This is a genomic window from Tepidimonas fonticaldi (assembly GCF_001675355.1).
Classification (GTDB): Bacteria; Pseudomonadota; Gammaproteobacteria; order Burkholderiales; family Burkholderiaceae_C; genus Tepidimonas; species Tepidimonas fonticaldi.
This window is the reverse complement of the sequence record NZ_LZDH01000056.1, coordinates 614699-638407: the sequence shown is the minus strand read 5'-3', so window position 1 is coordinate 638407 and position 23709 is coordinate 614699. Positions and strand designations below refer to the sequence as shown.

19 protein-coding genes are annotated in these 23709 nt (G+C 70.4%); 1 reads left to right on the top strand and 18 read right to left on the bottom strand.

The window, feature by feature from the left end:
• Positions 1 to 18 precede the first annotated feature (18 nt).
• From A9O67_RS08815 to ppsA, 3 genes are read right to left on the bottom strand one after another with little or no spacing between them, the layout of a single operon-like run.
• Positions 19 to 2763 (bottom strand): ATP-binding protein, encoded by a 2745-nt coding sequence (locus tag A9O67_RS08815; protein WP_068609350.1) that lies wholly within the window; start codon positions 2761 to 2763, stop codon positions 19 to 21.
• A 22-nt stretch (positions 2764 to 2785) separates the two neighbouring features.
• Positions 2786 to 2995 carry a hypothetical protein gene (locus A9O67_RS08810; protein WP_068609348.1) on the bottom strand — a complete coding sequence of 70 codons (210 nt, stop codon included), beginning with the start codon at positions 2993 to 2995 and terminating at the stop codon, positions 2786 to 2788.
• Between the two features lie 28 nt (positions 2996 to 3023).
• Complete coding sequence (gene ppsA, locus A9O67_RS08805) at positions 3024 to 5417, bottom strand: phosphoenolpyruvate synthase (RefSeq protein WP_068609346.1); 2394 nt, start codon at positions 5415 to 5417, stop codon at positions 3024 to 3026.
• 184 nt (positions 5418 to 5601) lie between these two features.
• Between ppsA and ppsR the strand changes: the two genes are divergently transcribed.
• Positions 5602 to 6420 (top strand): posphoenolpyruvate synthetase regulatory kinase/phosphorylase PpsR, encoded by an 819-nt coding sequence (ppsR, locus tag A9O67_RS08800; RefSeq protein ID WP_068609344.1) that lies wholly within the window; start codon positions 5602 to 5604, stop codon positions 6418 to 6420.
• A 24-nt stretch (positions 6421 to 6444) separates the two neighbouring features.
• Here the strand turns inward: ppsR and A9O67_RS08795 are convergent, their stop codons facing one another.
• The 15 genes from A9O67_RS08795 to cobN all read right to left on the bottom strand — a co-directional run bounded on the left by A9O67_RS08795 (position 6445) and on the right by cobN (position 23706).
• The gene (locus A9O67_RS08795; protein WP_231960278.1) at positions 6445 to 7323 is read right to left on the bottom strand and encodes a lytic transglycosylase domain-containing protein; all 879 of its coding nucleotides are present in this window, start codon (positions 7321 to 7323) and stop codon (positions 6445 to 6447) included.
• Between the two features lie 56 nt (positions 7324 to 7379).
• Positions 7380 to 7739 carry a hypothetical protein gene (locus tag A9O67_RS08790; protein WP_068609342.1) on the bottom strand — a complete coding sequence of 120 codons (360 nt, stop codon included), beginning with the start codon at positions 7737 to 7739 and terminating at the stop codon, positions 7380 to 7382.
• A 117-nt stretch (positions 7740 to 7856) separates the two neighbouring features.
• Positions 7857 to 9710 carry a sodium:solute symporter family protein gene (locus A9O67_RS08785; RefSeq protein WP_068609340.1) on the bottom strand — a complete coding sequence of 618 codons (1854 nt, stop codon included), beginning with the start codon at positions 9708 to 9710 and terminating at the stop codon, positions 7857 to 7859.
• A gap of 16 nt (positions 9711 to 9726) precedes the next feature.
• Positions 9727 to 9987 (bottom strand): DUF4212 domain-containing protein, encoded by a 261-nt coding sequence (locus tag A9O67_RS08780; RefSeq protein ID WP_068609338.1) that lies wholly within the window; start codon positions 9985 to 9987, stop codon positions 9727 to 9729.
• A gap of 144 nt (positions 9988 to 10131) precedes the next feature.
• Entirely contained in the window at positions 10132 to 10719 is a 588-nt protein-coding gene (locus A9O67_RS08775) for a histidine phosphatase family protein (RefSeq protein WP_082955465.1), read from the bottom strand.
• A 4-nt stretch (positions 10720 to 10723) separates the two neighbouring features.
• Positions 10724 to 11587: an adenosylcobinamide-GDP ribazoletransferase gene (locus A9O67_RS08770; protein WP_068609335.1), complete on the bottom strand. Its 864-nt coding sequence runs from the start codon at positions 11585 to 11587 to the stop codon at positions 10724 to 10726.
• A gap of 18 nt (positions 11588 to 11605) precedes the next feature.
• Complete coding sequence (cobT, locus tag A9O67_RS08765; protein WP_068609333.1) at positions 11606 to 12676, bottom strand: nicotinate-nucleotide--dimethylbenzimidazole phosphoribosyltransferase; 1071 nt, start codon at positions 12674 to 12676, stop codon at positions 11606 to 11608.
• Between the two features lie 70 nt (positions 12677 to 12746).
• Entirely contained in the window at positions 12747 to 14216 is a 1470-nt protein-coding gene (locus A9O67_RS08760; RefSeq protein ID WP_068609330.1) for a cobyric acid synthase, read from the bottom strand.
• Positions 14213 to 15310 (bottom strand): aminotransferase class I/II-fold pyridoxal phosphate-dependent enzyme, encoded by a 1098-nt coding sequence (locus tag A9O67_RS08755; RefSeq protein ID WP_082955464.1) that lies wholly within the window; start codon positions 15308 to 15310, stop codon positions 14213 to 14215. The genes A9O67_RS08760 and A9O67_RS08755 overlap by 4 nt, the downstream gene beginning before the upstream one ends.
• Positions 15307 to 16290, bottom strand: a complete 984-nt coding sequence (gene cbiB / locus A9O67_RS08750) for an adenosylcobinamide-phosphate synthase CbiB (protein WP_068609328.1) — start codon at positions 16288 to 16290, stop codon at positions 15307 to 15309. Before cbiB ends, A9O67_RS08755 begins: the two co-directional genes overlap by 4 nt.
• Before the next feature lie 15 nt (positions 16291 to 16305).
• Positions 16306 to 17337, bottom strand: a complete 1032-nt coding sequence (gene bioB / locus A9O67_RS08745; RefSeq protein ID WP_068609926.1) for a biotin synthase BioB — start codon at positions 17335 to 17337, stop codon at positions 16306 to 16308.
• Between the two features lie 84 nt (positions 17338 to 17421).
• Positions 17422 to 18138 (bottom strand): 5,6-dimethylbenzimidazole synthase, encoded by a 717-nt coding sequence (bluB, locus tag A9O67_RS08740; RefSeq protein ID WP_068609918.1) that lies wholly within the window; start codon positions 18136 to 18138, stop codon positions 17422 to 17424.
• A gap of 8 nt (positions 18139 to 18146) precedes the next feature.
• The gene (locus tag A9O67_RS08735) at positions 18147 to 18713 is read right to left on the bottom strand and encodes a vWA domain-containing protein (RefSeq protein WP_068609326.1); all 567 of its coding nucleotides are present in this window, start codon (positions 18711 to 18713) and stop codon (positions 18147 to 18149) included.
• Positions 18714 to 18808: 95 nt separating this feature from the next.
• Positions 18809 to 19972: an ATP-binding protein gene (locus A9O67_RS08730; protein WP_082955462.1), complete on the bottom strand. Its 1164-nt coding sequence runs from the start codon at positions 19970 to 19972 to the stop codon at positions 18809 to 18811.
• Positions 19951 to 23706, bottom strand: a complete 3756-nt coding sequence (gene cobN, locus A9O67_RS08725) for a cobaltochelatase subunit CobN (RefSeq protein WP_068609323.1) — start codon at positions 23704 to 23706, stop codon at positions 19951 to 19953. Before cobN ends, A9O67_RS08730 begins: the two co-directional genes overlap by 22 nt.
• Between the last annotated feature and the right edge of the window lie 3 nt (positions 23707 to 23709).

The window sequence follows — 23709 nt, the reverse complement described above, 5'->3', positions numbered from 1 at the left end:
GCGTCTCCTCGATGGTTCTCAGGGGCCGGCCTGCGGCGCCGGGGGCGGCAGCGGCAGGTCGAAGCCGAAGCAGGCACCCTCACCGGGCGTCGATCGAAGCCACAGGCGCCCGCCCAAATGCTCCACGATCCGGCGGCTGATCGGCAAGCCCAGGCCGGTGCCCGCCGGCCGGTCCAGCGCATCGCCGCCCTGGCGAAATTTCTCGAAAATCACCGCCTGCTCGGCCGCGGGCACCCCCGGTCCATTGTCGTGCACTTCGACGGTGACTTGGCGCGTGCCATCGTCGGCCAGCGTCGGCACGACGCGCACCCGCACTTGCCCCGTCTCGGCCGGGACGAACTTGGCCGCGTTCGACAGCAGGTTCATGAGCACCTGCTGCAGCCGGTCGGCATCGGCGCGCACCAGCAGCGGACCGGGCGGCAGCTCCAGCGCCAGCCGCGCCCCGCGGTCGCGCAACAAGGGCTCGGCCGCTTGCGCGGCCCGCTGCACCACCGCCACCAGGTCCACATCGGCCACGTCCCAGACGGCATGCCCCGATTCGATTTTGGCCAGATACAGCACCTGGTTGACCAACCGGGTCAGGCGCTCGGTCTCGGCCACGACGATGTTCAGGAACTGCTCGCGCTGCGCCACATCCATGCCGGGATCGTCGCGCATGATTTCCGACAAGGCCCTGATCGAGGTCAAGGGCGTGCGCAGTTCATGCGTCACCGACGACATGAAGTCGTCTTTCAGGCGGTCCAGCTCCTGCAGCCGCTCGTTGGCCGCGCGCAACTCCGCCGTGGCGCGCTCCAGCGATCGGGATTTGTCCTCCAGCGCGCGCGACAGGGCCCGCAGCCGCCCGGTCTCGCGCAGGATGTCGAGCACATCCTCGACGCGCAAGGGCTGCTCCTCCACCACCGAGGCCACCAGGCGCCGGGCCGACGCGCTGCCCACGGCCCCTGCCAGCTGCGTCTCCACCCAGTGGACCAAGGCCGCATCGGGCGGCAGGGCTGCCACCGGCACCCCACGCGCGCGGGCCTGTTCTTCCAGCAGCACGCGCGCGCGCTCGGCCCCCAGCACCCGCGCCAGCACCGCCTCCAGCGCCGGCAGGGAGGCTTCGCCGCGCCAGAACACGGGGCGGTCCTCCCCGCCGGTGCGCTCGAACACATCGACGAACAGCAGCGCCTGGCTGGTTTCGGCCGCCCCGGGCCGGCGCGCGAGCGACACGCCGACGTACAGGCCGACGTTGACCAGCAGGCTCCAGAACAGCGCGTGGGTCAGCGGATCGAACCCCCGCAGCCCCAGCAGGGCTTCCGGCCGCAGCCAATCCACACCGAGCAGCCCCTCAGTGACGAAGGTGGCGGGCAGCCACCCCGATTTGGCGAGGGACGGCAGCATCAAGGTGTAGGCCCAGACCACGAAGCCGCCCAGCAGCCCGGCCATGGCCCCGTCGCGGCTGGCCCCCTTCCAATACATGCCGCCCAGCAGCGCGGGGGCAAACTGGGCCACGGCGGCAAAGCTGATCAGGCCGATGCTCACGAGCGCGTAGGCATCGCCCGCCACGCGGTAGTACCCATAGCCCAACAACAGCAGCCCCAGGATCGCCCCGCGGCGGATGCGCAGGATGGGGCGCGTCAGATCGGCCGGAGCGCGGCCCTGCGCGGCGTGCCGCAGCCACCAAGGCAACACCAAGTCGTTGCACACCATGGTCGCCACCGCGATGGTCTCCACGATCACCATGCCGGTGGCCGCCGACAACCCCCCGATGAACGCCAGCAGCAACAGCGCCTCGGCCCCGGCGGCCTGCGGCAGCCGCAGCACGAAAATCTCCGCCTCGGAGGCGCTGCCAAACCACAACAACCCGGCCAGCGCGATCGGCAACACGAACAGGTTGATCAGCCACAGATAGAGCGGAAACACCCAGGCCGCGCGGCGGATGTGCCGCTCATCCACCGCCTCGACCACCATGACCTGGAATTGGCGCGGCAACAGCAACACGGACAGGCCGGCCAGCACCGTCAAGGCCAGCCAGCTCGACCAGGCGAAGGCGCCGGCGTCGCCGAGTGTGAGCAGCCGCGCCAGCTCCGGCACCTGGCGGGCCCGCGCGACGATATCGCCCCAACCATCGAACAGCCCCCAGGTGACATAGGCCCCCACGGCCAGAAACGCCACCAGCTTGACCAGCGACTCGAGGGCAATGGCGGCGACCATGCCCTCGTGCCGCTCGGTGCTGTCCCAATGGCGCACGCCAAAGGCGATGGTGAACGCCGCCAGCCCCAGCGCCAGGTAGAAGGTGCTCTCGCGCCACCAGGGGGGCGCACCGATGCCGTGCGCCGCCCCGTCGGTCACCACCGCATAGGCGACGGCAATGCCCTTGAGCTGCAGGGCGATGTAGGGCACGATGCCGACCACCGTGATCAGCGTGACCAGCCCGGCCAGGGCGGGGCTTTTGCCGTAGCGGCTGCCGATGAAATCCGCGATGGTGGTGATACGGTAGGTGCGCGCGATGCGCACCATCTTGCGCAGCACGGCCCAGCCCAGCACCATGGCCAGCGTCGGCCCCAGGTAGATCGGCAGGAACCACAGACCGCCGCTGGCGGCACGCCCCACGCTGCCAAAGTACGTCCAGGCGGTGCAATAGACCGCCATCGACAAGGCATAGACCCACGCGCTGCCGATGGCCGAGCGCCCTTGGTGCGCCCGGCGGTCGGCCCAATGGGCCACGCCGAACAGCACCCCCAGATAGGCGAACGCAGCGGCGATGACGAGCGCGGGCGACATCGACCGACTGCGCCACCGGGCGTCAATCCGGCGCGCGCTCCATGAGCCAGGCGAGGACGGCGATCAACGCCGCCCACACGGCGAACAGGGTCAGCACGAACGGAGCGGCGCCCCCCGCGCGCTCACCCCAGAAGGCCCAGACCGCCAGCAGCGGAAAGTTGAACGCCAGCACGCCCAGCGCAAACAGGGCCCACAGCCGCGGCTCCTCGGGGGACGGGTCGGGCGGTGGCATGGCGGGGCGCTGCCGGGAAGACGGTGGATCAGTCCCCGGCCGCCAGCCGGTGCCAGGTGTCGATCACCGTGTCCGGGTTCAGCGAGATCGAGCTGATGCCGCGCTCCATCAGCCAGCGCGCGAAGTCCGGATGGTCGCTGGGCCCCTGGCCGCAGATGCCGATGTACTTGCCCTGCGCGCGGCAGGCCGCGATCGCGCGCTCGATCAGCGCCAGCACCGCCGGGTCGCGCTCGTCGAAGTCGTGCGCCAGCAGCTCCAGTCCCGAGTCGCGGTCCAGCCCCAGCGTGAGCTGCGTCAGGTCGTTGGAGCCGATCGAGAAGCCGTCGAAGAACTCGAGGAACTGCTCGGCCAGCACCGCGTTGCTCGGGATCTCGCACATCATGATGAGCTTGAGGTCCTGCTCGCCGCGCTTGAGGCCCATCGAAGCCAGCAGCTCGGTGACGCGCCGGGCCTGCGCCAGCGTGCGCACGAACGGCACCATCACCTGCACATTGGTCAGGCCCATCTCGCCGCGCACGCGCTTGATCGCCTCCACCTCCATCGCGAAGGCCTCGGCGAACTCGTCGCTGATGTAGCGCGCCGCGCCGCGGAAGCCCAGCATCGGGTTTTCCTCGTCCGGCTCGTAGCGGCTGCCGCCGATCAGCTTGCGGTACTCGTTGCTCTTGAAGTCCGACAGGCGAACGATGACGGGCTTCGGCCAGAAGGCCGCGGCGATCGTGGCCACACCCTCGGCCACCTTGTCGACGTAGAAGGCGCGCGGGCTGGCGTGGCCGCGCGCGGCCGACTCCACCGCGCGCTTGAGGTCCGCGTCGACGTTGGGATAGTCGAGGATGGCCTTCGGGTGCACGCCGATGTTGTTGTTGATGATGAACTCCAGCCGCGCCAGGCCAACGCCGCCGTTGGGGATCTGCGCGAAGTCGAACGCCAGCTGCGGGTTGCCGACGTTCATCATGATCTTGACCGGCAGCTCCGGCATTTCGCCGCGCTTGACCTCGGTGACTTCGGTCTCCAGCAGTCCCTCGTAGATGTGGCCGGTGTCACCCTCGGCGCAGCTGACGGTGACGAGTTGGCCATCCGTGAGCGTCTCGGTGGCGTGGCCGCAGCCGACCACCGCCGGAATGCCGAGCTCGCGCGCGATGATGGCCGCGTGGCAGGTGCGCCCGCCACGGTTGGTGACGATGGCGCTGGCGCGCTTCATGATCGGCTCCCAGTTGGGGTCGGTCATGTCGGTGACCAGTACGTCGCCAGGCTGCACCTTGTCCATCTCGGCGGTCGAGTGCACGATGCGCACCTTGCCGGTGCCGATCTTCTGGCCGATGGCGCGGCCGCTGGCCAGCACCGGGCCCTTGGCCTTGAGCTTGTAGCGCAGCTCCACCTGCCCCGCGGCCTGGCTCTTGACCGTCTCCGGCCGCGCCTGCAGGATGTAGATCTGGCCGTCGACGCCGTCCTTGCCCCACTCGATGTCCATCGGGCGGCCGTAGTGCTGCTCGATGACCAGCGCGTAGCGCGCCAGCTCCAGCACCTCGGCATCCGTCAGGCTGTAGCGGTTGCGCTGCTCCACCGGCACGTCCACCGTCTTGACCAGCTTGCCGCCGGCGGCCTTTTCCTCTGGCGTGGCAAAGACCATCTGGATCAGCTTGCTGCCAAGGTTGCGGCGGATGATGGCGTGCTTGCCGGCCTTGAGCATCGGCTTGTGGACGTAGAACTCGTCCGGGTTGACGGCACCCTGCACCACCGTCTCGCCCAGGCCGTAGCTGGCGGTGATGAACACCACGTCCGCAAAGCCGCTTTCGGTGTCGATGGTGAACATGACGCCAGAGGCACCCAGGTCCGAGCGCACCATGCGCTGCACGCCGGCGGACAGCGCCACCTCACCGTGCGCGAAGCCCTTGTGCACGCGGTAGCTGATCGCGCGGTCGTTGTAGAGGCTGGCGAAGACCTCCTTGATCTTGTGCAGGATCTGCTCGATGCCGACGACGTTGAGGAAAGTCTCCTGCTGGCCGGCGAAGGACGCATCCGGCAGGTCCTCGGCGGTGGCCGAGGAGCGCACCGCGTAGCTGGCGTTCAAGCCCCCGTCCAGGCGCGCGTAGGCGTCGCGGATCGCGGCCTCCAGCTCGGGCGGGAACGGCTGCGCCTCCACCAGCGCGCGGATCTCGGCACCGGTGGCCGCCAGCGCCTTGACGTCGTCGGCGTCGAGGCTGGACAGCATCGCATCAATGCGTGCGTCCAGCCCGCCGTGCTTCAAGAACAGGCGGAACGCATGCGCCGTGGTGGCAAAGCCCGTCGGCACGCGCACGCCCTGCGGCAGCTGCGAGATCATCTCGCCGAGGCTGGCGTTCTTGCCGCCGACGATCTCGACGTCGGCCATGCGCAGCTGCTCGAACGGCACGACGAGCGCATCGGGGGGAAAACGATTGGACATGGTTGAAGACTCCACGATGTTGAAAAACCGGTCCCGCAGCCGGTGGGCGCTTGCTTGTCGTTGTTCGTGGCCCCCGCGGCCCCCGGTGCGGACGGCCGACACCGACCATCGCACCGAGTCGCGATAATGTGTCGATTGTAAGTTCCCGCCCCCGCGCCGGCACAGCCCGGCCCGCCAATCGACCATGCCCAACCGCACCGCTTTCTTCGTCTCCGACGGCACCGGCATCACGGCCGAAACCTTTGCCCGCGCCATCCTGACGCAGTTCGAAATCGACCCCAAGTGCGTGCGGCTGCCGTTCATCGACGACGCCGACAAGGCCCACCAGGCGGTGCGTCAGATCAACCACGCCGCGGCGGTGGACGGCCGGCGGCCGCTGGTCTTCACCACCGTGGTCAACATGGAGGTGCTCCAGGTGCTGCAACAGCACTGCCAAGGCATGCTGATCGACATGTTCGGCACCTTCATCGCGCCGCTGGAGCACGAGTTGGGCATGAAGTCCAACCACCGCGTCGGGCGCTTTTCGGACGTGGCCAAGAGCCGCGAGTACCACGACCGCATCGAGGCGATCAACTTCACCCTGGAGCACGACGACGGTCAGACGAACGACAACCTGGAAAAATCCGACGTGATCCTGGTCGGTGTCAGCCGCAGCGGCAAGACCCCGACATCGCTGTATCTGGCCATGCAGTTCGGGCTCAAGGCGTCCAACTACCCCTTGATTCCCGAGGACTTCGAGCGCCGACAGTTGCCCCCGGCCCTGCTGCCCCACAAGAAAAAGCTGTTTGGCCTGACCATCGATCCCCAGCGCCTGAGCGAAATCCGGCACGAGCGTCGCCCCAACTCGCGCTACGCGAGCCTGGAAAACTGCCGCTACGAGGTGCGCGAGGCCGAATCGCTGATGCGCCGCGCGGGCATCCGCATCCTCTCGACCACGCACAAGTCGATCGAGGAGATCGCCACCATCATCCGGCAGGATTTGGAAGAGCCCGCCGCGCGCTGAACCCGTCGGCCGCGGCAGAGCCGGTCACAGGGGGCCAGGGCGGGGATGGCGCGTGGCCCGGTAAAAGTGCAGGATGCGCTGCACATAGGCCCGCGTCTCGGGGTACGGCGGCACGCCCCCGTAGCGGTCCACCACCCCTTCGCCCGCGTTGTAGGCGGCGCACACCAGGGCCACGTCGCCGTCGAAGCGATCGAGCAGCCAGCGCAGGTAGGACAGGCCCCCGCGCACGTTCTGCTCGGGGTCGAACGGGTTGCGCACGCCAAAGCGCTCGGCCGTGTCGGGGATCAGCTGCATCAACCCCTGGGCGTTGCGCGGCGAGACGGCGCGCGCCTCGAAATTGGACTCGGCCCGCGCAATGGCCAGCGCCAGCCGCCCGTCGACGGCAAACCGCGGCGCCAGGCGCTGGATGAGCTGGGCATGGCGGCGCTTGTCCGGCGGCAGCGCCGCCACGAAGCGCTCCACCACCTCGTGCGGGACGGCCTCGGCCTGCTCGGGCGCTGGCGGATCGAAGCGCGGCGGCTCGCCCCCGGTCAGACAGGCGGGCAGGTCATCGGGGCGGCCTGCGCCAACGCGGGTGGCCGGGGCGTCCGCTGCGCTCGACGGCCCTTCCCGCGCCAGGGGCTGCCGCTCCAGAAGCCCCTGCGCCTCGCGATGGCCGATCTGCGCGGCCTGGCGCAGCAGCGCCCAACCCTCGGCCTCGCCGGCGGGATCGCGGCGCTCGCGCAGAGACAGCACCCCCAGCCGGTAGTAGGCTTGGCCGCTGCCGAAGCGGGCGGCGTCGCAGTAACGCGCCGCCGCCGTCGCGGGATCGCTCGCCCGCTCGGCCGCCCAGCCCTCCTCGATCCAGCGCGACAGTTGGGGCGGCTCATCGGTCCACGCTGGCGGGGCGACGTCCGTCCACACCTCTGCCCTCGCCCAGGCCGTCGCGCCCAACCCCAGCGCGGCGACCCACCGCGCCGTCAGGAACGCCGGGCGCGCGACTTGGGCTGGCCGATGCCGTGTGCGTGGCGGGCCAGGGCAAAGGACAGAAAAATCTTCATCCACAACGTCGTTCCGGCGACCGCCACCCAGGCCTGGTACTCCAGCCACCCCATCAGGACCGCCACGATGACGCCAACCAGCACGCCGCCGCCCACCAGGTTGATCGTCATCTCGTAAGGGGCCCACCGCTCGGCGTCGGCCGGGGGCTCGCCCTTCTTCAGGGCCACCTCGGAAAAATCGCGGCGCACCAGAATGCGCCACGCCCGCCGCAGCCAAAAGAATGCCACGGGAAACAGCGCCAGGAAAAACAGAATCTTGATCGGATAGATGCTGACCATTGCGTCCTCATCAAAAAAGCCCCGCCGGCCGGGCCGGCGGGGCTATTGTCGTCGGGCTCGCGGGCAAGCCGCCCAGCGGACCGCGGCGTCGGGCGCGATGCCCGACGCGCATCGCGTTCAGTGCGCCACGGCCGAGCCCGCGCCCTTGGGCACGCGGACCGACTCGACCAGGTCCTGAATGTGCGCCGGCACCGGCTTGGACACCGCGCTGACCGCGAACGCCACGATGAAGTTGACGATCGCGCCCACGGTACCGAAGGCTTCCGGCGTGATGCCGAAGAAGCTGTTGGCGCCGCCGATCAGGTCCAGGTACTCGGTGCCCTTGACGAAGAAGATGCCCTTGTGCGCGAACACGTAGAACAGCGTCACGAACAACCCTGCCAGCATGCCCGCCACCGCGCCGGAGCCGGTCACCTTCTTGCTGAAGATGCCCATCATCAGCGCCGGGAAGATCGTCGAGGCGGCGATACCGAAGGCCAACGCCACGGTGCCCGCGGCGAAGCCCGGCGGATTCAGGCCCAGGTAGCCGGACACGATGATCGCGCCCGCCATGGCGATCTTGCCGGCCAGCAGCTCGTTCTTCTCGCTGATGTTGGGGTTGATGGCGCCCTTGATCAGGTCGTGCGAGATGGCCGACGAAATCGCCATCAGCAGACCCGCCGCAGTGGACAGGGCCGCGGCCAGACCACCGGCGGCGACCAGCGCGATCACCCAGTCGGGCAGCAGCGCGATCTCGGGGTTGGCCAGCACGATGATGTCGGCGTTGACGGTCAGCTCGTTGCCCTTGAGGCCGGCCGCTTCGGCCTTGGCCTTGACGGCCGGGTTGGCGGTCTTGTCGTTGTAGAACTGGATACGGCCGTCGCCGTTCTTGTCCTCGAACTTCAGCAGGCCGGTCTTCTCCCAGCGCTTGAACCAGTCCGGACGCTGCTCATAGGGCAGCGCGGATTCGGCCGCGAACAGATCCGCATTGGCCTTGACGCGCTCGGCGTTCACGCGGATGCCACCGGCGGGATCCGGCTCCACGCCGACCGCGGTGTTGACGGTGCCGATCAGGTTGAGGCGCGCCATACCACCGACCGCGGGGGCCGTGGTGTAGAGCAAGGCGATGAAGACCAGCGCCCAGCCCGCGGACGAACGGGCGTCGGAAACCTTGGGCACCGTGAAGAAGCGCACGATGACGTGCGGCAGGCCGGCCGTGCCGATCATCAGCGACACGGTGTAGAAGAACATGTTGAGCTTGTTGCCCGCCACCGCGGTGGTGTATTCGGCAAAGCCCAGGTCCTTGACCACCTGGTCCAGCTTGGCCAGCAGCGCGACGTCCGTGCCCTTGAGGTCGGCCCCCAGGCCCAGTTGCGGCAGGACGTTGCCGGTCAGCGCCAGCGAAATGTAGACAGCCGGCACCAAGTAGGCCAGGATCAGCACGATGTACTGCGCCACCTGGGTGTAGGTGATGCCCTTCATGCCGCCGAACACCGCGTAGGCGAACACGATGGCCTGCCCGATGTAGATGCCGGTTTCGCTGGATACGCCCAGGAAGCGCGAGAACGTCACGCCCACGCCGGTCATCTGGCCGATGATGTAGGTGATGGACGCCACCAGCAGGCAGATCACGCCGACGTTGCGCGCAGTCTGCGAGTAGTAGCGGTCACCGATGAACTCCGGCACGGTGAACTTGCCGAACTTGCGCAGGTACGGCGCCAGCAGGCAGGCCAGCAACACGTAGCCGCCGGTCCAGCCCATCAGGAACACGGCGCCGCCGTAGCCCATGTTGGAGATGAGGCCGGCCATCGAGATGAACGACGCCGCGCTCATCCAGTCGGCGGCGGTGGCCATGCCGTTGGTCACGGGGTGCACGCCGCCGCCGGCGACGTAAAAGTCGGAGGTGCTGCCGGCGCGCGACCACACCGCGATGCCGATGTACAGCGCGAAGGTCGCGCCAACGACCAGATAAGTCCAGAGTTGCAAACTCATGGTGCGTTCCTTCGGATCAGTCTTCGGCCATGCCGAACTTGCGGTCGATGTCGCCCATCTTCTTCGCGTACCAGAAGATCAGCGCGATGAAGATGTAGATGGACCCCTGTTGCGCGAACCAGAAGCCCAGCGGATAGCCGCCGAGCTTGATGCCGTTGATGGCATCGGCAAACAGGATGCCTGCCCCGTAGGACACCAGGAACCAGATGACCAAGACCTTGGTCAACAGGCCCAGCGTCGCGGACCAATAGGCCCGGGCGTTGCTGTCAAGGGACATGATGGATCTCCTCGGATACACATGTAGGAATTGGCGGTGGACGCCGCCGGCCGGAACATCGCTCGGGTTTGCGCAATGTTGCTGAGCGCAATATCTGGAGGAATGCTTACAGCGGCCTGATAATTCCGAGGAAGATGGCCAAAACTAGGGTAAATCCCAACCTTCGCGGGTATCCGGAAGCGCCACGCAGACCCATTGCCCAGGGGCCGGGGCCTTGCGCGGCCAATGCCCGGCGTCCGGGGGCACGGCGGCGCTTCCCCATTGCAGGGTGTATCGGACGGCGCGGATCACCCCCGCGTGGGTAATCCAGACCTGGTCGTCCACACCGTCCGCCATCGCGGTGCGCAGGGCGTGCCGCACGCGGCGCAGCAGCATCCGCACGGACTCGCCACCGCCGGGGCGGTAGTCGGTAAAGTCCGCCGCCCAGGCGTCGAGTTCGGCGCGCGGCACGTCGTCCCAGAGGAGGCGCTCCCACGCGCCGAAATCCAGTTCGCCCAGGTTGGGGTCCACGACGGGTGCCGCGAGACCGGGGCGTCGCGCCTGCAGCGCTTGGGCAAGCTGGCGCGCCCGAATCAGCGACGAGACGCGCCAGCCAAAACGCGCCGGCAGCACGGCGTCCAGCCGCCGGGCCGCCTCCACCGTGGCCACCGGATCGGCGGGAATGTCGCTCGCGCCGTAGCAAACGCCCGTCGGCAACGCGGTGGCGGCATGGCGAACGAGCCACAAGCGCACGGCCTCAGCCCCACCCCCGGGCCTGCAAGCCCAGCCCGACCGCCAGCCCCAGATAAAAGGCCAGCTCCGTCATCTGCTGGGTGGCGCCCAGCGTGTCCCCGGTAAAGCCCTGCAGGCGTCGCCGCAGCCAGCGGCGCATGGCCACCAACATCCCCCCGGCTGCCGCGACCGCCGCGCCCCACGGCGCGGACGGCAACAGCCCCGTCACCAGCGCCATCGCAGCCGCCCACCAGCCCAACCCCACGATCCCGGCGGACACACCGATCGCATCCGCCAGCGGCTTGGATTTGGAACGCGGCGTATCCCCCACATGCGGCAGGGTGCGGATGATCCACAGCGGGGCCAGCCGCGACGTGACATGGGCGGCGAACAGCCCAGCGGCCGCCAGCGCGGTGCCGTGCTGGGCCAGCAGCGCCAGCAACCCCACTTTGGTCAGCAGGGCCAGCACCAGCGCCACCGCCGCGTAGCTGCCGATGCGCGAGTCCTTCATGATGTCCAGCGCCCGCTCGCGCTCGACCACGCCGCCCAGGGCATCGGCGGTGTCGGCCAACCCGTCCTCGTGAAAGGCGCCCGTCAGAGCGACGCTCGCGGCCGTGGCCAGGGCCGCCGCCACCCATGCCGACGCGGGCTGGGCGGGCAGCAGCCACAGGGCCGCGGCACACACCAAGGCGCTAGCCCCGCCGACCAGCCACCCCACCCCCGGAAAATGCGCCGCACTGGCGCGCAGCATCGCCGGCGAATAACCGACCCACGCCGCCAGCCGCCCCGTGATGGGAATGCGCGTAAAAAACTGCAGCGCCAGCAAAAAATGCCGCACGCCGGTGGCCAGAGCGGCCAGGGGGCGTGGAGGCGTCTGCGGTTCCGCCATGCGGCTCCTCCGGGCGTGTCAGGGGGTGGTGGGCGCCGGATCCGGCGCGGCCCGCGCCACGCCGGCGGCGCCGAAACTGGCCATCTCGCGCAGGATGGCGCAGGCCGACACCAGCAGCGGCCACGCGAGCGCGGCACCCGACCCCTCCCCCAGCCGCAGACCGAGGTCCAGCAGCGGCTCCGCCTTCAGATACGCCAGCAGCAGCGCGTGGCCGCGCTCGCCGGAGCGGTGCGCGAACACGCAGCGCTGCAGCACATGCGGGCGCAGCCGCGCCGCCACCAGCACCGCAGCGGTGGTGATGAAGCCGTCCACCACGATGACGCGCCGCTCCGCGGCGGCCTGCAGCACGGCGCCGGTCATCGCGGCGATTTCGAAGCCGCCCAGCGCCGCCAGCGCCGGCAGCGGCTCGGTGGCCTGCGCGTGGCGCTCGAGCACCCGGCGCAGCACGTCGATCTTGCGCTGCACACCGGCGGCGTCCAGCCCGGTTCCGGCGCCGGTGCAGTCCGCAATGTCCAGCCCCGTCAGGCGGCTCATCAGCAGCGCCGCGGCGGAGGTGTTGCCGATGCCCATCTCGCCCAGCAGCAGCACGTTGCCGGGCAGGCGCCGCACCAGCTCCATGCCGTGCCGCAGCGCGGCGGCGCACTGCGCTGCGGTCATCGCCGGCTGCTGCAGCGCGTCCGCCGTGCCCCAGGCGACCTTCGCGTCCACCAGGCCCGCCCGCGGCGCGAAGGCATGGCGCACGCCGCAGTCGACCACCGTCAGCGCCAGGCCGTGCTGGCGCGCCAGCACGCTGACCGCCGCGCCGCCGGCGAGAAAGTTTTCCACCATCTGCCAGGTGACGTCGCTCGGGTAGGCCGACACGCCGTGCGCAGCCAGCCCGTGGTCGGCAGCAAAGACCACCAGTTGCGGCGCGCGCAGCGCCGGGGCCTCGGTGCCAAGGATCAGGCCGAGCCGCTGCGCCAGCGCCTCCAGCCGGCCGAGCGACCCGAGCGGCTTGGTCTTGTCGTCCAGCAGCGCCTGCAGGCGCGCGGCCAGCGCCTCGTCGTGCAGATCCGCCACCACGGGCAGGTCGTTTGTGGTCGGTGTCATCGCAGTGGTCTCCTCGTGCAACGGGGAAAGGAAAGGGATATCGGCGATCGCCAAGGAATGGGGTGGGCCGTCATGGCCCGGCCAGCGCGGCCAGCACGCCGGGGGCGAAGTGCGCCTCGACCAGGCCGGCGAGGTCGTCGAACACGTCGGCCAGCGGCCGGGCGCGCGCGCCGAGCAGCGCGCGCAGCGCGGCCTCGTCCTCGAACAGGCCGTGCAGGTACAGGCCCAGCACGTTGCCGGCGGCGTTGCACCACGCCAGCCCCGGCAGCACCTCGTGCGCGATCTCCCCGCGCGCCACCAGCGCCGGATGCGGCACGGTGCGGCCGTGGTGGATTTCGTAGCCGCGCACCCGCACGCCACCCAAGCCCGCCCACGGACCGGGCGGCAGCGCGGCGAACGTCGCGGCGCTGCGGCGCACGGTCTTGTCGCGCTCGAAGGCGGTCACCAGCGGCAGCAGGCCGAGCCCCGGGGCGTTGCCGTCCACCCCGTGCGGATCAATGAGCGCCTCGCCCAGCATCTGCAGCCCGCCGCAGATGCCCAGCACCGCCCCGCCGCGCGCGGCGTGCGCGGCGATCGCGGCATCCAGCCCCTGCGCACGCAGCCAGGCCAAGTCCGCCGCCGTCGCCTTGGAGCCGGGCAGGATGATCCAGTCCGCCCCGGCGCAATCGGCTGGGGTGCGCGCCCACACCAGCCGCACGCCGGCGGCGTTCTTCAGCGGCTGGAATTCGTCCAGGTTGCTGATGCGCGGGTAGGCCACCACCGCCACCGTGCTACGCACCGGCCCGCCCCCCCGCGTCGCGCGGTCGTCGAACACGCCGTCTTCCTCCGGCAGGCCGTGGCCCCAGCGCAGCGGCAGCGTGGCCAGCGTCGGCACGCCGGTGAGCGCCTGCAGCCGCTGCGGCGCCGGCTCCAGCAGCGCCGCGTCGCCGCGGAACTTGTTCAGCACGAAGCCGCGCAGCGCGCCGCGCAGGTCCGCCGGCAGCAGCGCCCAGGTGCCGTAGAGGTGCGCGAACGCCCCGCCGCGGTCGATGTCGGCCACCAGCAGCGCGCGCGCCTGCGCGTGGCGCACCGGCGCGAGGTTGACGATGTCGGTGTCCTGCAGGTTGATCTCCGCCGGGGAGCCGGCACCCTCCATCACGATCAGGTCGTGCTCCGCACGCAACTCGTCCAGCGCCTGCCGCACCACCGGCCAGACGCGCGGGGAGCGCTCGCGCCACCGCAGGGCGGTCAGCTCGGCATCGACGCGACCCAGAAGCACCACCTGGCTGCGCGTGTCGGCCTCGGGCTTGAGCAGCAGCGGGTTCATCCGCACGTCGGGCTCGACGCCGGCGGCCAGTGCCTGGAAATACTGCGCGGCGCCGATCTCGCCCTCCCCACCCTCGGGTGTGGCGACGACGCGCGCGTTGTTGCTCATGTTCTGCGCCTTGAACGGCGCCACGCGCAGACCCTGGCGCGCATACCAGCGGCACAGCGCGGTGGCAAGCCAGCTCTTGCCGGCGCCGCTGCTGGTGCCCCAGACCATCAGGCAGCGCGCGGTCATCGCGGCGCCCTCCGCCGGGCTGCTGCGGGGGCGCCCGCCAGCGCCGGCACGTCCAGCGCGTCGGCCAGTGCCTGCAGCGCCTGCGGCGGCTGCGCCGACAGGCGCCACCAGCCGGGCAGGCCCAACGAGGCCGCATCGCGCAGCTTGACGCCGCGCGCGCGCAGCGCCGCCGCGTCGAGCGGCTGCGGCGGGCGGGCGCAGAGAAACGGCGTGACGCTGGCGGCGACCTCCCAGCCGCGCGCCTCGAGCATCTGCACGAGCGCGGCCTTCCACTGCGCCAGCGTGGCGTGGGTTGCCTGCAGCCAGCGCTGTGCAGAGGGCTCGATCCACGCCGCCAAGAGCGCCACGCCGTCGGCCCCGATCGGCCACGACGGCGCCAGCGCCTGCAGCTCGGCGAGCTGGCTGGGTTCGGCCTCGTCCGGCGCGATCACGTAGGCCGCACGCACGCCGGTCAGGCCGAGCGCCTTGTTGGGGCTGTAAAGCTGCCAGCAGCGCGCGCGCTGCCGCTCGGTCAGCACCGCCTCGCCCTGCAGCCGCAGCGGCGCGTAGGCCAGGTCCAGCGTCACCGGCGCGCCGGCGGCCAGCAGCGCCTCGGCCACGGCGGCATCCTCCGGCTGGCCAAGCGGGCTGCCGGGGTCGCACAGCCAGCCGGCGCGCGCCTGCGCCGGGCCGGGCGCGCGCACCAGGCCCCAGACGTCGGCGGCGTGCGCGTAGTCGCCGTAGCCGGGCACCGGCCACCAGAGGGGCCCGTACCCACGCCGCGCGCACCAGGCGGCAAAGCGCAGGATCCACTCGCTGCCGCTGGCGGCCAGCAGCACCCGGTGCGGTGCCACGCCGTGCCAATCGGCCAGCCGACGGCGCAGGTCCGCGTAGGTGGGGTCAGGGTAGTGACGCCGCGCCGCCGCCTGCACGCGCGCCAAGGCTTGCGGACAGGGTCCGCAGGCATTGGCATTGGTGGAAAAGTCCCACGGCGGCACACCGTCGGCGTCGGGGCCGCCGTGCGTGCGCGGCGGCCCCGCAGGCGACTGCGTCGTCCCCGGAGCCGGTTCGGTCACGCCGGCTTCGGCAGCCAAGTGTTCCAGCCGCTCTTTCATGACGGCCTCCCGAGCATCGCCACGCCCGCCAGACCCGCCACCAGCAGCGCGCCCCACCCGGCCACCGCGCGGTCGCACCATGCCAAGGCACGCGCGGTATCGACAGGCTGCGGCAGCCGCGCGGCCTCGTTGAGTGCATACACCCCGGGCTTGACGAGCCGCACCCCCAGCCGCAGCGCCAGCGCCCCCATCGGCCAGCCACCGTTGGGCGACGGCGTGCGCCGCGCCTGCGCGCGCAGCGCGCGCCACGGCACGCTTCGGCCGGAGGCGGCCAGCAGCAGCACAGCGGTCAGCCGTGCCGGCAGCCACGACAGCGCATCGTCGGCCCGCGCGGCCCAGCGCCCGGCAAAGGTCCAGTCGCGCCCGCCGCGCACGCCGCGGTATCCCCACATCGCATCGGCGGTGTTGGCCCAGCGGTACAGCGCCGCGCCGGGCAGGCCCGCCAGCGCAAACCAGAACAGCGGCGCCACCACCGAGTCGTTGAGGTTTTCCGCCAGGGTGGACAGCGCCGCCTGCCGCACGCCGGCCTCGTCCAGCGCCTGCACGTCACGGCTGACCAGCCGCGCCACCTGCGTGCGACCGGCCTGGAGCCCCCGCGCCAGCGCCGCTTCGACCGCGGCCACCTCCTCGCGGAGCATGCGCCAGGCCAGCAGCGGTTTGAGCAGCAGCCCAAGCGCCAGCCCCTGCACCCACCACGGCGCATGGCTCAGCAACGCCTGCGGCACCCACGCCAGCGCCACCACCCCAGCAGCCCCGAGCGTCGACGCCAGCATCCCGGCGGCAAACACGCGCGCCGGCGGCACCGGCGCGCCCGGCATCGGCGCCACGCGTCGCCCCAGCCTCTCCAGCATCCAGCCCATGCCGACGACCGGATGCAGCCGCGCCGGCGGCTCGCCAAAGCGCACGTCCCACAGCAGCGCCGTGGCCACCGCCAGCGCCAGCGCGCCCGCCGTGGGCCATCCGAGCGCTGCCTGCTCCATCACCGGGGCTGGCTCTCAACCTTCGAGCGACACCGGGCGCGTGCGCAGACCCAGCCGCGTCAGCAGCGCGCGGTCGGCCTCCACGTCCGGGTTGCCGGTGACCAGCAGCTTGTCGCCGTAGAAGATCGAGTTGGCACCCGCCAGAAAGCACAGCACCTGGGTCGACTCATCCATGCTGCGCCGCCCGGCCGACAGCCGCACCCTGGCGCGCGGCATCGTGATGCGCGCGGCCGCAATCGTGCGCACGAACTCCAGCGGGTCGAGGTCGGGCTGGTCCGCCAGCGGCGTGCCGGCCACCTTGACCAGATGGTTGATCGGCACCGACTCCGGATAAGGGTCGAGGTTGGCCAGCTGCGCGATCAGCCCGGCGCGCTGCAGGCGCGACTCGCCCATGCCGACGATGCCGCCGCAGCAGACGCGGATGCCGGCTTCGCGCACGTGCTGCAGCGTGCGCAGGCGATCCTCGTACTCACGCGTGTGGATGATGGCACCGTAGAACTCCGGCGCCGTGTCGAGGTTGTGGTTGTAGTAGTCCAGGCCCGCCTCCCTCAGCGTCTGGGCCTGCTCGGCGGTGAGCATGCCCAGCGTGCAGCACGCCTCCAGGCCTTCTTCCTTGACGACGCGCACCAGCTCGGCGACCTTGTCCAGATCGCGGTCAGTCGGCGCGCGCCACGCCGCCCCCATGCAGAAACGCTGCGACCCGGCCTGCCGGGCCGCACGCACGGCGGCCCGCACGTCCTCGGGCGACATCAGCTTGGTGGCCTTCACGCCGGTTTCGTGGTGAACCGACTGCGGGCAGTAGGCGCAGTCTTCGGGGCAGCCGCCGGTCTTGACCGACAGCAGCGTGGCCAGTTCGATTTCCGCCGGATCGTGGTGCTGACGGTGCACCTGCTGCGCGCGAAAGATCAGCTCGGGCAGCGGCAGCTCCAGCAGTGCCTGCACGTCGGCCACCGTCCAGCGCTCCGACGCTGGCGATGGGGCAACGCGTGCAGGTCTGGAGGCGGATTCGCAAGCCTCAATCGACGCAGCCGGTTGTGCCTCAGTCATGCCTTTGAACTCCTTCATGCAAACGCCACCGACCCGCATCCGTTCGATGCGGCGGCGACCTTGAGCCACCGCTGCGTCCCACGCTCATGCGGCGGGCGCATCGTCACGCAGCGGCAACGTGCTGGGCTGCTCCCAGCGATTTTCAAACACCACATCGCGCAGCGACAGGCGCTTCGCCCAGCGCTCGCGCTGCAACATCGGCTCATCATAGAACAAGTACACCGGGCCTAAGCACAGCAGCGCCAGCGGACGCGACCCTGGCGGACAGCCCAGCAGATCGGCAACCTGCTGCGGGTCGAAGATCGACACCCACCCCACGCCGAGCCCCTCGGCGCGCGCGGCGAGCCACAGATTTTGGATGGCACAGGCAGCGGAGGCTACATCCATCTCAGGCAAGGTGCGCCGGCCAAAGACATGCCGTTCACGCTCGGGCATCAGCACCACGGCCCACAGCTCTGCGGACTCCAGAATGCCTTCCACCTTCAGACGCGCAAACGCCTCACCGCGCTCACCGAGCGCCTGGGCCGTGCGTACCCGCTCCTGCTGCACCAGCTCATGCAAGCGTTGACGTTGCACAGGGTGCGTGATGCGGATCCAACGCCACGGCTGCATGAAGCCGACGCTGGGTGCCCAGTGCGCAGCGCGCAGCAGCCGCACCAGCACTTCGGGCTGCACGTGACCACCGGCAAAGTGACGCATGTCGCGCCGCAGTTCGATGGCGCGATAGACCGCAGCGCGCGAGGCGGGGTCGAACGCGTGCGCAGCGGTCTCGGGTTGCGAACGGGATGAGAGAAGAGACATGGCGAGCTTCAGTTCCAATCGTTCAACGCCACATGATGGGCCTGCCAATGGTGCGCCCACTGGCGAGCTTGGCCGAGCGCGGGTTGGTCGTCGTCGGCGTCCACCACCACACAAACCTCAAAAGCGGGGCGCGGCGGCTCCTGTCGCACCTGCCCGTCGGTGAGCAGCCACAGGACCCGCCGCGCGCGCCCGCCGAAGCGCCGAGTCCACGCCTGCGCCAGCGTCTCGGCGCGCTGCAGGGCTACCGTCAGCGGCGTGCCGCCGCCCCCCCTCACCGCGCGCACGGTCACCCCCAAGGCGCGCCGCGCCGGCGCGGGCGGCTGCAGCACCTGCGCGCCGTAACCGCTGGCCAGCAGTAGCGCGACATGCTGGTCGCGGCGCGCGGCGCGCTGAACCAGCAGCAGCGCCACGGTCTTGGCGCGCGCCAGACGCCCGCGGCGCAGCATCGAGCCGGATGCGTCCAGCACGATCACGTGCAGGCACGCCGGCTCGGGCGGGACCGCGCGCCAGACCAGGTCGGCGGGCCTGAGCGGACGGGGCCCTTTGCGCGCGAGGGTGGCAGGCCAGTCCAACATCACCGGCGTGGCGCCGTCGCGCCGGGCGGACGCGGCGGCATGGTCAGGCGATCGCAGCCCCATCCCGGCAGGCGGCTTACGCGCGCCGGCGGGGCCTAAGGCTTTGGGACAGGCCAGCCTCCGGGCATCTGGGCCAGCGGCGGCGCCATGCCGACCGGTTGCGGCGGCAACGCACCCCAGTCAGCCTCGCCCGCCGCTGCGTGGCGCGGGGGACTCTCTCCCTGCAGCTTGCCGTCTTGCGGCGCAGACCCATCGTACGGCGCGGCAGACGTGCGCTGCGGCGCCGCTGACTGCCAAGGGGGTGTGATGGCGCTGGCTGCTCCCTCGGCAGCGGCTGCCGCCGTGCCACTGCGCCGGTGCGCCAACACCCACGGGGCCACCGCCCGCAAGTCGGCCAGGTCAATGGCGGTCTTGCCGTGCCAGGCCGCGTGGGCGCGTGCCGCTTTCAGCAGCGTTAAGTCACCGCGCAAACCGTCAGCGCCGCTTTGGAGCGCCTGCGCACAGGCTTGCACAATGAGTTCGTCCGACCAGGTCAGCGTGCCCAGCGCCTGCCGCGCGCGCTGCAAGCGCTGCTGCAAGGTCTGCTGCTGCAAATGGTGGCAGGCGACGAAGGCCGCCGGGTCGGCTTCGAACGCCAGCCGCGCTCGCACGATAGCGGCGCGCACCGCCGCAGCGTCCGGATTGCTCAGCTCGACGCACAGGCCAAAGCGATCCAGAAGCTGCGGGCGCAACTCCCCCTCCTCCGGGTTCATCGTGCCGATCAGCGCAAAGCGCGCGGCGTGGCGCTGCGAAATGCCGTCGCGTTCCACGGTGTGCACGCCGCTGGCGGCGGCATCCAACAGCACATCGGCCAGCGCATCGGGCAACAGGTTGACCTCGTCCACGTAAAGCACCCCGCCGTGTGCGCGCGCCAGCAGCCCGGGCCGCCATGTAATGCGTCCATGGCGCAGCGCATCTTGAAGTTCCAGCGTGCCGACGATCTGCTCCAGCGTAGCCCCCAGTGGTAACTGCACAAACGGGGCGCCCGGTAGCAAGTCGGCCAGCGCGCGCGCCGCGGTCGACTTGGCCGTGCCGCGTGGGCCGCGGATAAGTACCCCACCGAGCGTAGGGTCGATGGCCACCAACAACAGCGCCAGCTGCAAATCCGGTACCCCCACCAGCGCTGCAAAGGGATAGCGCGGTGTCTCTGGCGTCGTATCAGGTGGCGCAGCCGTCGTTGAGCACGCGTCCGTGGTGGTCAGATTGACGGATGTTCCCATGACTCTTCCAGCTCCAGCTGTAATTGCCGCAGGCGCTGCTGCAGCGCCACCGGAGGCGTCCAAAGCCCCTGTTCGATGGCTTGCCATAAGCGCTGCGCCATACGGCGCAAGGCCGGCAGGTTGTGCTGCCGTAAAAAGCTCTGGTTGGACTCGTTGAACAGCAGCGTCTCCGCAACCAGATCAAGCTGGTGCGCCGACACCCCCTGACCAAGCGCCGCCCAACCCAGCAGATGTTCCAGCGTGGCGGCCATCTCGGCTGCGCCCGCGTAGCCGTGCGCCTGCATGGCTTGCAGCCAGCGCGGGTGCGTCACGCGCGCGCGCACGATGCGCGCCAGCTCTTCCCGCAACGGGCGCACCCGCACCGCGGTCGTACTGCTGTCGGCGTGATAGACCGCGGGCGCTTGCCCGCGCAGGACTTGCGCGGCGGCAGCCATGCCGCCAAGGTATTCGACAAAGCCATCGATGTCCAGCGCATCGTGCTCACGGTGGTCCTGGATGTGCGCGGCCAGATCCAGGCGCGCCAACCGCCGCTCCCACGCCGCCGGCGCCGCCACCCCATGGGCTCCCCGGCCGTAGGCGTAAGCACCGCTGCCCAGGTAGGCGCGAACCAGCGCGTTCCGGTCAAACGCTGCGTCTGTTTGCGCCACCTCGCCGATGCCGGCGCCATACGAGCCCGGGCGCGGACCAAACAAGCGCCAGCTGGCCTGGCGCTGCGCTTGCGCGGGGTCCAGGCCTTGCGCGAGCAGCGCTTGTGCCTCCCGCTGCACGTGCACGCGCACGGGGTTGAGTTCGTCTGGCTCGTCCGCTGGATCGATGGCGGCCACCGCCTGCACGGCGGTGTCGAGCAAATCGATCAGGTGCGCAAACGCGTCGCGGAACAAGCCGGAGACCCGCAGCGTCACGTCCACCCGCGGATAGGGCCGCAGCGACGCCGGCAGAACCTCCACCTCGATCACGCGGCCACTGCCTTCATCCCAGCGTGGCCGCACACCCAACAGGGCCAGCGCCGTGGCCACGTCCTCGCCGCCTGTGCGCAAGGTGGTGGTGCCCCACAGCGACAAGCCGATGGCGCTGGGAAACACTCCGTGATCTTGGGCGTAGCGCTCAATGAGTCGCGCCGCGATGCGCTGACCGCTGTCCCACGCCGCTGGGGTTGGTAGGCTGCGCGGGTCGCTAGCATAAAAATTGCGCCCTGTGGGAAGCGCATCGATGCGTCCGCGTGACGGCGCCCCGCTGGGGCCTGGCGGCACAAACCGGCCATGCAGTCCGCGTAGCAGTTGTGTTGTCTCATTGGATCCGCAAGCATCCAGCCGCGGCGCGAGATACTGCCAGACCCAGCGCAGCACCTGCTGAGCGCGCGGGCCGGCCTGCCGCTCGGCCAGCGCTGGATCTTGCAGCCACGCCAGCGCCAGCTGGTGCAGCCGCTGGCGCGTGTGGCCGGCGTGGCGCCATGGTCCGCCGGGGTCGATGGCCCGCAGCAGCGCCGGGCGCGGCCCGCGCCAGGGCTCGGCGGGGTCTGCTTGCAGCGGGTCGAAGCCGTCCAGCCCCAAATCTTGCGCCATGGCACGCAGCAGGCTGTCGTCCTGCGCGCGGTTGCCGCGCGGCTGGCGCAGGAAGGCCAGCAGGGTTTGCGCACGCGTCAAGCCTTGGGGCGAAGTGCCCCATACGTGCAAGCCAGCACGAAGTTGGCTTTCCTTGATTTCGCAGAGGTAGGCATCTAGACGTTGCAGCCACTGCGCCAGCACCGCCGCATCCCGCGGATCGCCCTGCAAACCCAGCTCCTCGTGCACGCCCAGCCGCAACGTTTCGTCCACGATCGCTTGACGCAGCCGCCGCGCGCGTGGGGGATCCATCGTCAGCGCATCGTAATACTCCTCCACCATGCGCTCCAGCGGGAGCAGGGTGCCGCTGTCCTGCGCGTCGGCCAGCGGCGGCATCAGGTGGTCGATGATCACCGCCTGCGTGCGCCGCTTGGCCTGCACGCCTTCGCCCGGATCGTTCACGATGTAGAGGTAGAGGTGCGGCAGCGGTCCCAGCAGCCGCTGCGGCCAGCACAGCGGACCCAGTGCCACGCTTTTGCCCGGCAGCCACTCCAGGTTGCCGTGCGTGCCGACTTGCACGACGGCATCCACTTGCCAAACCTCGCGCAACCAGAGGTAAAACCCCACGTGGGCGTGCGGCGGCACCTGCTCGGCATCATGGTAGGCAGCGCGACGCTGCCTCGGGTCGCGTGGGGGCTGCAGGCCGATGAACACCTGACCCAACCGAATACCGGGAATCATCAGCCGGCCAGCGCGCGCCATCGGATCGCGCTCGGGTGCCCCCCACCGCTGCTGTAGCGCTTCGACCAGCGGTGCCGGCCACGCCTCCAGCATTCGCCTGTAGTCGGTCAGCGCCAGGCTTTGCCAAGCCGGGCGTGCATCGTTGTCGTCGATAGCGTGCGTGACGCCGCTGCGCAGCCAGCGCATCAGCTCGTCACCGTCACGCGGCAACGCGGGACCATCGCCCAGGTCATAGCCATTGCGGTGCAACGCCTGCAACATGCGCACGACCGAGGCCGGTACGTCCAGCCCCAGCGCCATGCCGATGCGGGCGTCGTCGCTCGGGTAGTCAGTCAGCACCACGGCCAGCCGCACCTGGGAGCGCTCTAATCGGCGCAGCCGACACCAGCGCCAAGCTAGCTCGGCGACCCAATCGATGGCCTCAGTGTCGGCGGCATAGCGGATCAAATCGATCTGGGTGCGTGGGTCGTGGCACTGCACCGCTTTGAAGCTGATGGCGCGGGTGGCGATGCGACCGTCGAGCTCTGGCAGCACCACTTGCATGGCCATGTCGCGCGGCGGCAGACCGTGCGGGTCGTCGTTCCAGTGCTGGCGCGTCACGCCCGCGGTGATAAGCTGCAGCACCGGAGCGTCGCCCGCCAGTGTCTGGCCATCCTCCAAACCAAGGGCGAAAGCCGTGGCGTTTAGCACCAAATCCACACCGCCACCCTCCGCCAGGTCATGCAGGCGTTGGCGCACCTGGGGGTTTTTCAGGCTGTCCACGGCCCAAGCGCGCGCACGCAGCCCCCGCGCGTGCAGCGCACGCAGCAAGGCATCGAAAGGCCCTGTGTTGCTGGCCTGGACATGGGCGCGGTAAAACAGCAGCAGCGCCTGCGGCGCGTCGGGAGCCACCGGCGGCAAGTCCGCGACTTGGTGCTCCACGATAGACGGCAGCGGCTGCGGCGGCGTGTAGGGTTGTTCCTTCAACCCTAGGGCGCGCTGTCCGATCAGGGCCCAAAAGCGCGCGGCGTTGGCTTGTCCACCGTAGCGCAGCGCGCGCCAAAGCGTGCGCGCGTCATCCCAGTCCACGGTACCTTGCGCCAGCAGCTGCGGATCGTCCTGTCCGTCGCCGGAAAACACCGCTAGCCACTGCCCGCGCTGACGCGCCAGCGCCGCGCAGCGCTCCACCAGATAAGCCCAGTCGTGGTAAGCCCCCAGGTGATCGATGATCACCGCGCGCGCGTGCTGCAGCACGTCCTCCACGTAGAGATCCACCGTCGCCGGCTGGCGCAGCGCCATCAGATTGGCCAGCCGCACTTCGGGGTAGTCTTTCGGCAGCACCGAAGCCAGCAGCGACAGCGTGGTATCGGCGGCGCTGAGCACCACCACGGGCGCAGGGGTTTGCGCCAGCCGCACGACCGCGCCGCTGGTGTCGTCGATAAAGCCGCCGGCACGGGTGGCCAACAAGTGCATGGG

Excerpts from the sequence above, each read along its gene's own strand:
- A9O67_RS08735 (WP_068609326.1), bottom strand. The coding sequence starts at position 18,713 with ATGTTGGACTGGCCTGCCACCCTCGCGCGCAAAGGGCCCCGTCCGCTC.
- A9O67_RS08780 (WP_068609338.1), bottom strand. The coding sequence starts at position 9,987 with ATGTCCCTTGACAGCAACGCCCGGGCCTATTGGTCCGCGACGCTGGGC.
- cbiB (WP_068609328.1), bottom strand. The coding sequence starts at position 16,290 with ATGGAGCAGGCAGCGCTCGGATGGCCCACGGCGGGCGCGCTGGCGCTG.
- A9O67_RS08815 (WP_068609350.1), bottom strand. The coding sequence starts at position 2,763 with ATGTCGCCCGCGCTCGTCATCGCCGCTGCGTTCGCCTATCTGGGGGTG.
- A9O67_RS08760 (WP_068609330.1), bottom strand. The coding sequence starts at position 14,216 with ATGACCGCGCGCTGCCTGATGGTCTGGGGCACCAGCAGCGGCGCCGGC.
- A9O67_RS08790 (WP_068609342.1), bottom strand. The coding sequence starts at position 7,739 with ATGGTCAGCATCTATCCGATCAAGATTCTGTTTTTCCTGGCGCTGTTT.
- ppsA (WP_068609346.1), bottom strand. The coding sequence starts at position 5,417 with ATGTCCAATCGTTTTCCCCCCGATGCGCTCGTCGTGCCGTTCGAGCAG.
- bioB (WP_068609926.1), bottom strand. The coding sequence starts at position 17,337 with ATGACTGAGGCACAACCGGCTGCGTCGATTGAGGCTTGCGAATCCGCC.
- ppsR (WP_068609344.1), top strand. The coding sequence starts at position 5,602 with ATGCCCAACCGCACCGCTTTCTTCGTCTCCGACGGCACCGGCATCACG.
- A9O67_RS08785 (WP_068609340.1), bottom strand. The coding sequence starts at position 9,710 with ATGAGTTTGCAACTCTGGACTTATCTGGTCGTTGGCGCGACCTTCGCG.
- bluB (WP_068609918.1), bottom strand. The coding sequence starts at position 18,138 with ATGTCTCTTCTCTCATCCCGTTCGCAACCCGAGACCGCTGCGCACGCG.
- A9O67_RS08770 (WP_068609335.1), bottom strand. The coding sequence starts at position 11,587 with ATGGCGGAACCGCAGACGCCTCCACGCCCCCTGGCCGCTCTGGCCACC.
- cobN (WP_068609323.1), bottom strand. The coding sequence starts at position 23,706 with ATGCACTTGTTGGCCACCCGTGCCGGCGGCTTTATCGACGACACCAGC.
- A9O67_RS08755 (WP_082955464.1), bottom strand. The coding sequence starts at position 15,310 with ATGAAAGAGCGGCTGGAACACTTGGCTGCCGAAGCCGGCGTGACCGAA.
- A9O67_RS08810 (WP_068609348.1), bottom strand. The coding sequence starts at position 2,995 with ATGCCACCGCCCGACCCGTCCCCCGAGGAGCCGCGGCTGTGGGCCCTG.
- cobT (WP_068609333.1), bottom strand. The coding sequence starts at position 12,676 with ATGACACCGACCACAAACGACCTGCCCGTGGTGGCGGATCTGCACGAC.
- A9O67_RS08730 (WP_082955462.1), bottom strand. The coding sequence starts at position 19,972 with ATGGGAACATCCGTCAATCTGACCACCACGGACGCGTGCTCAACGACG.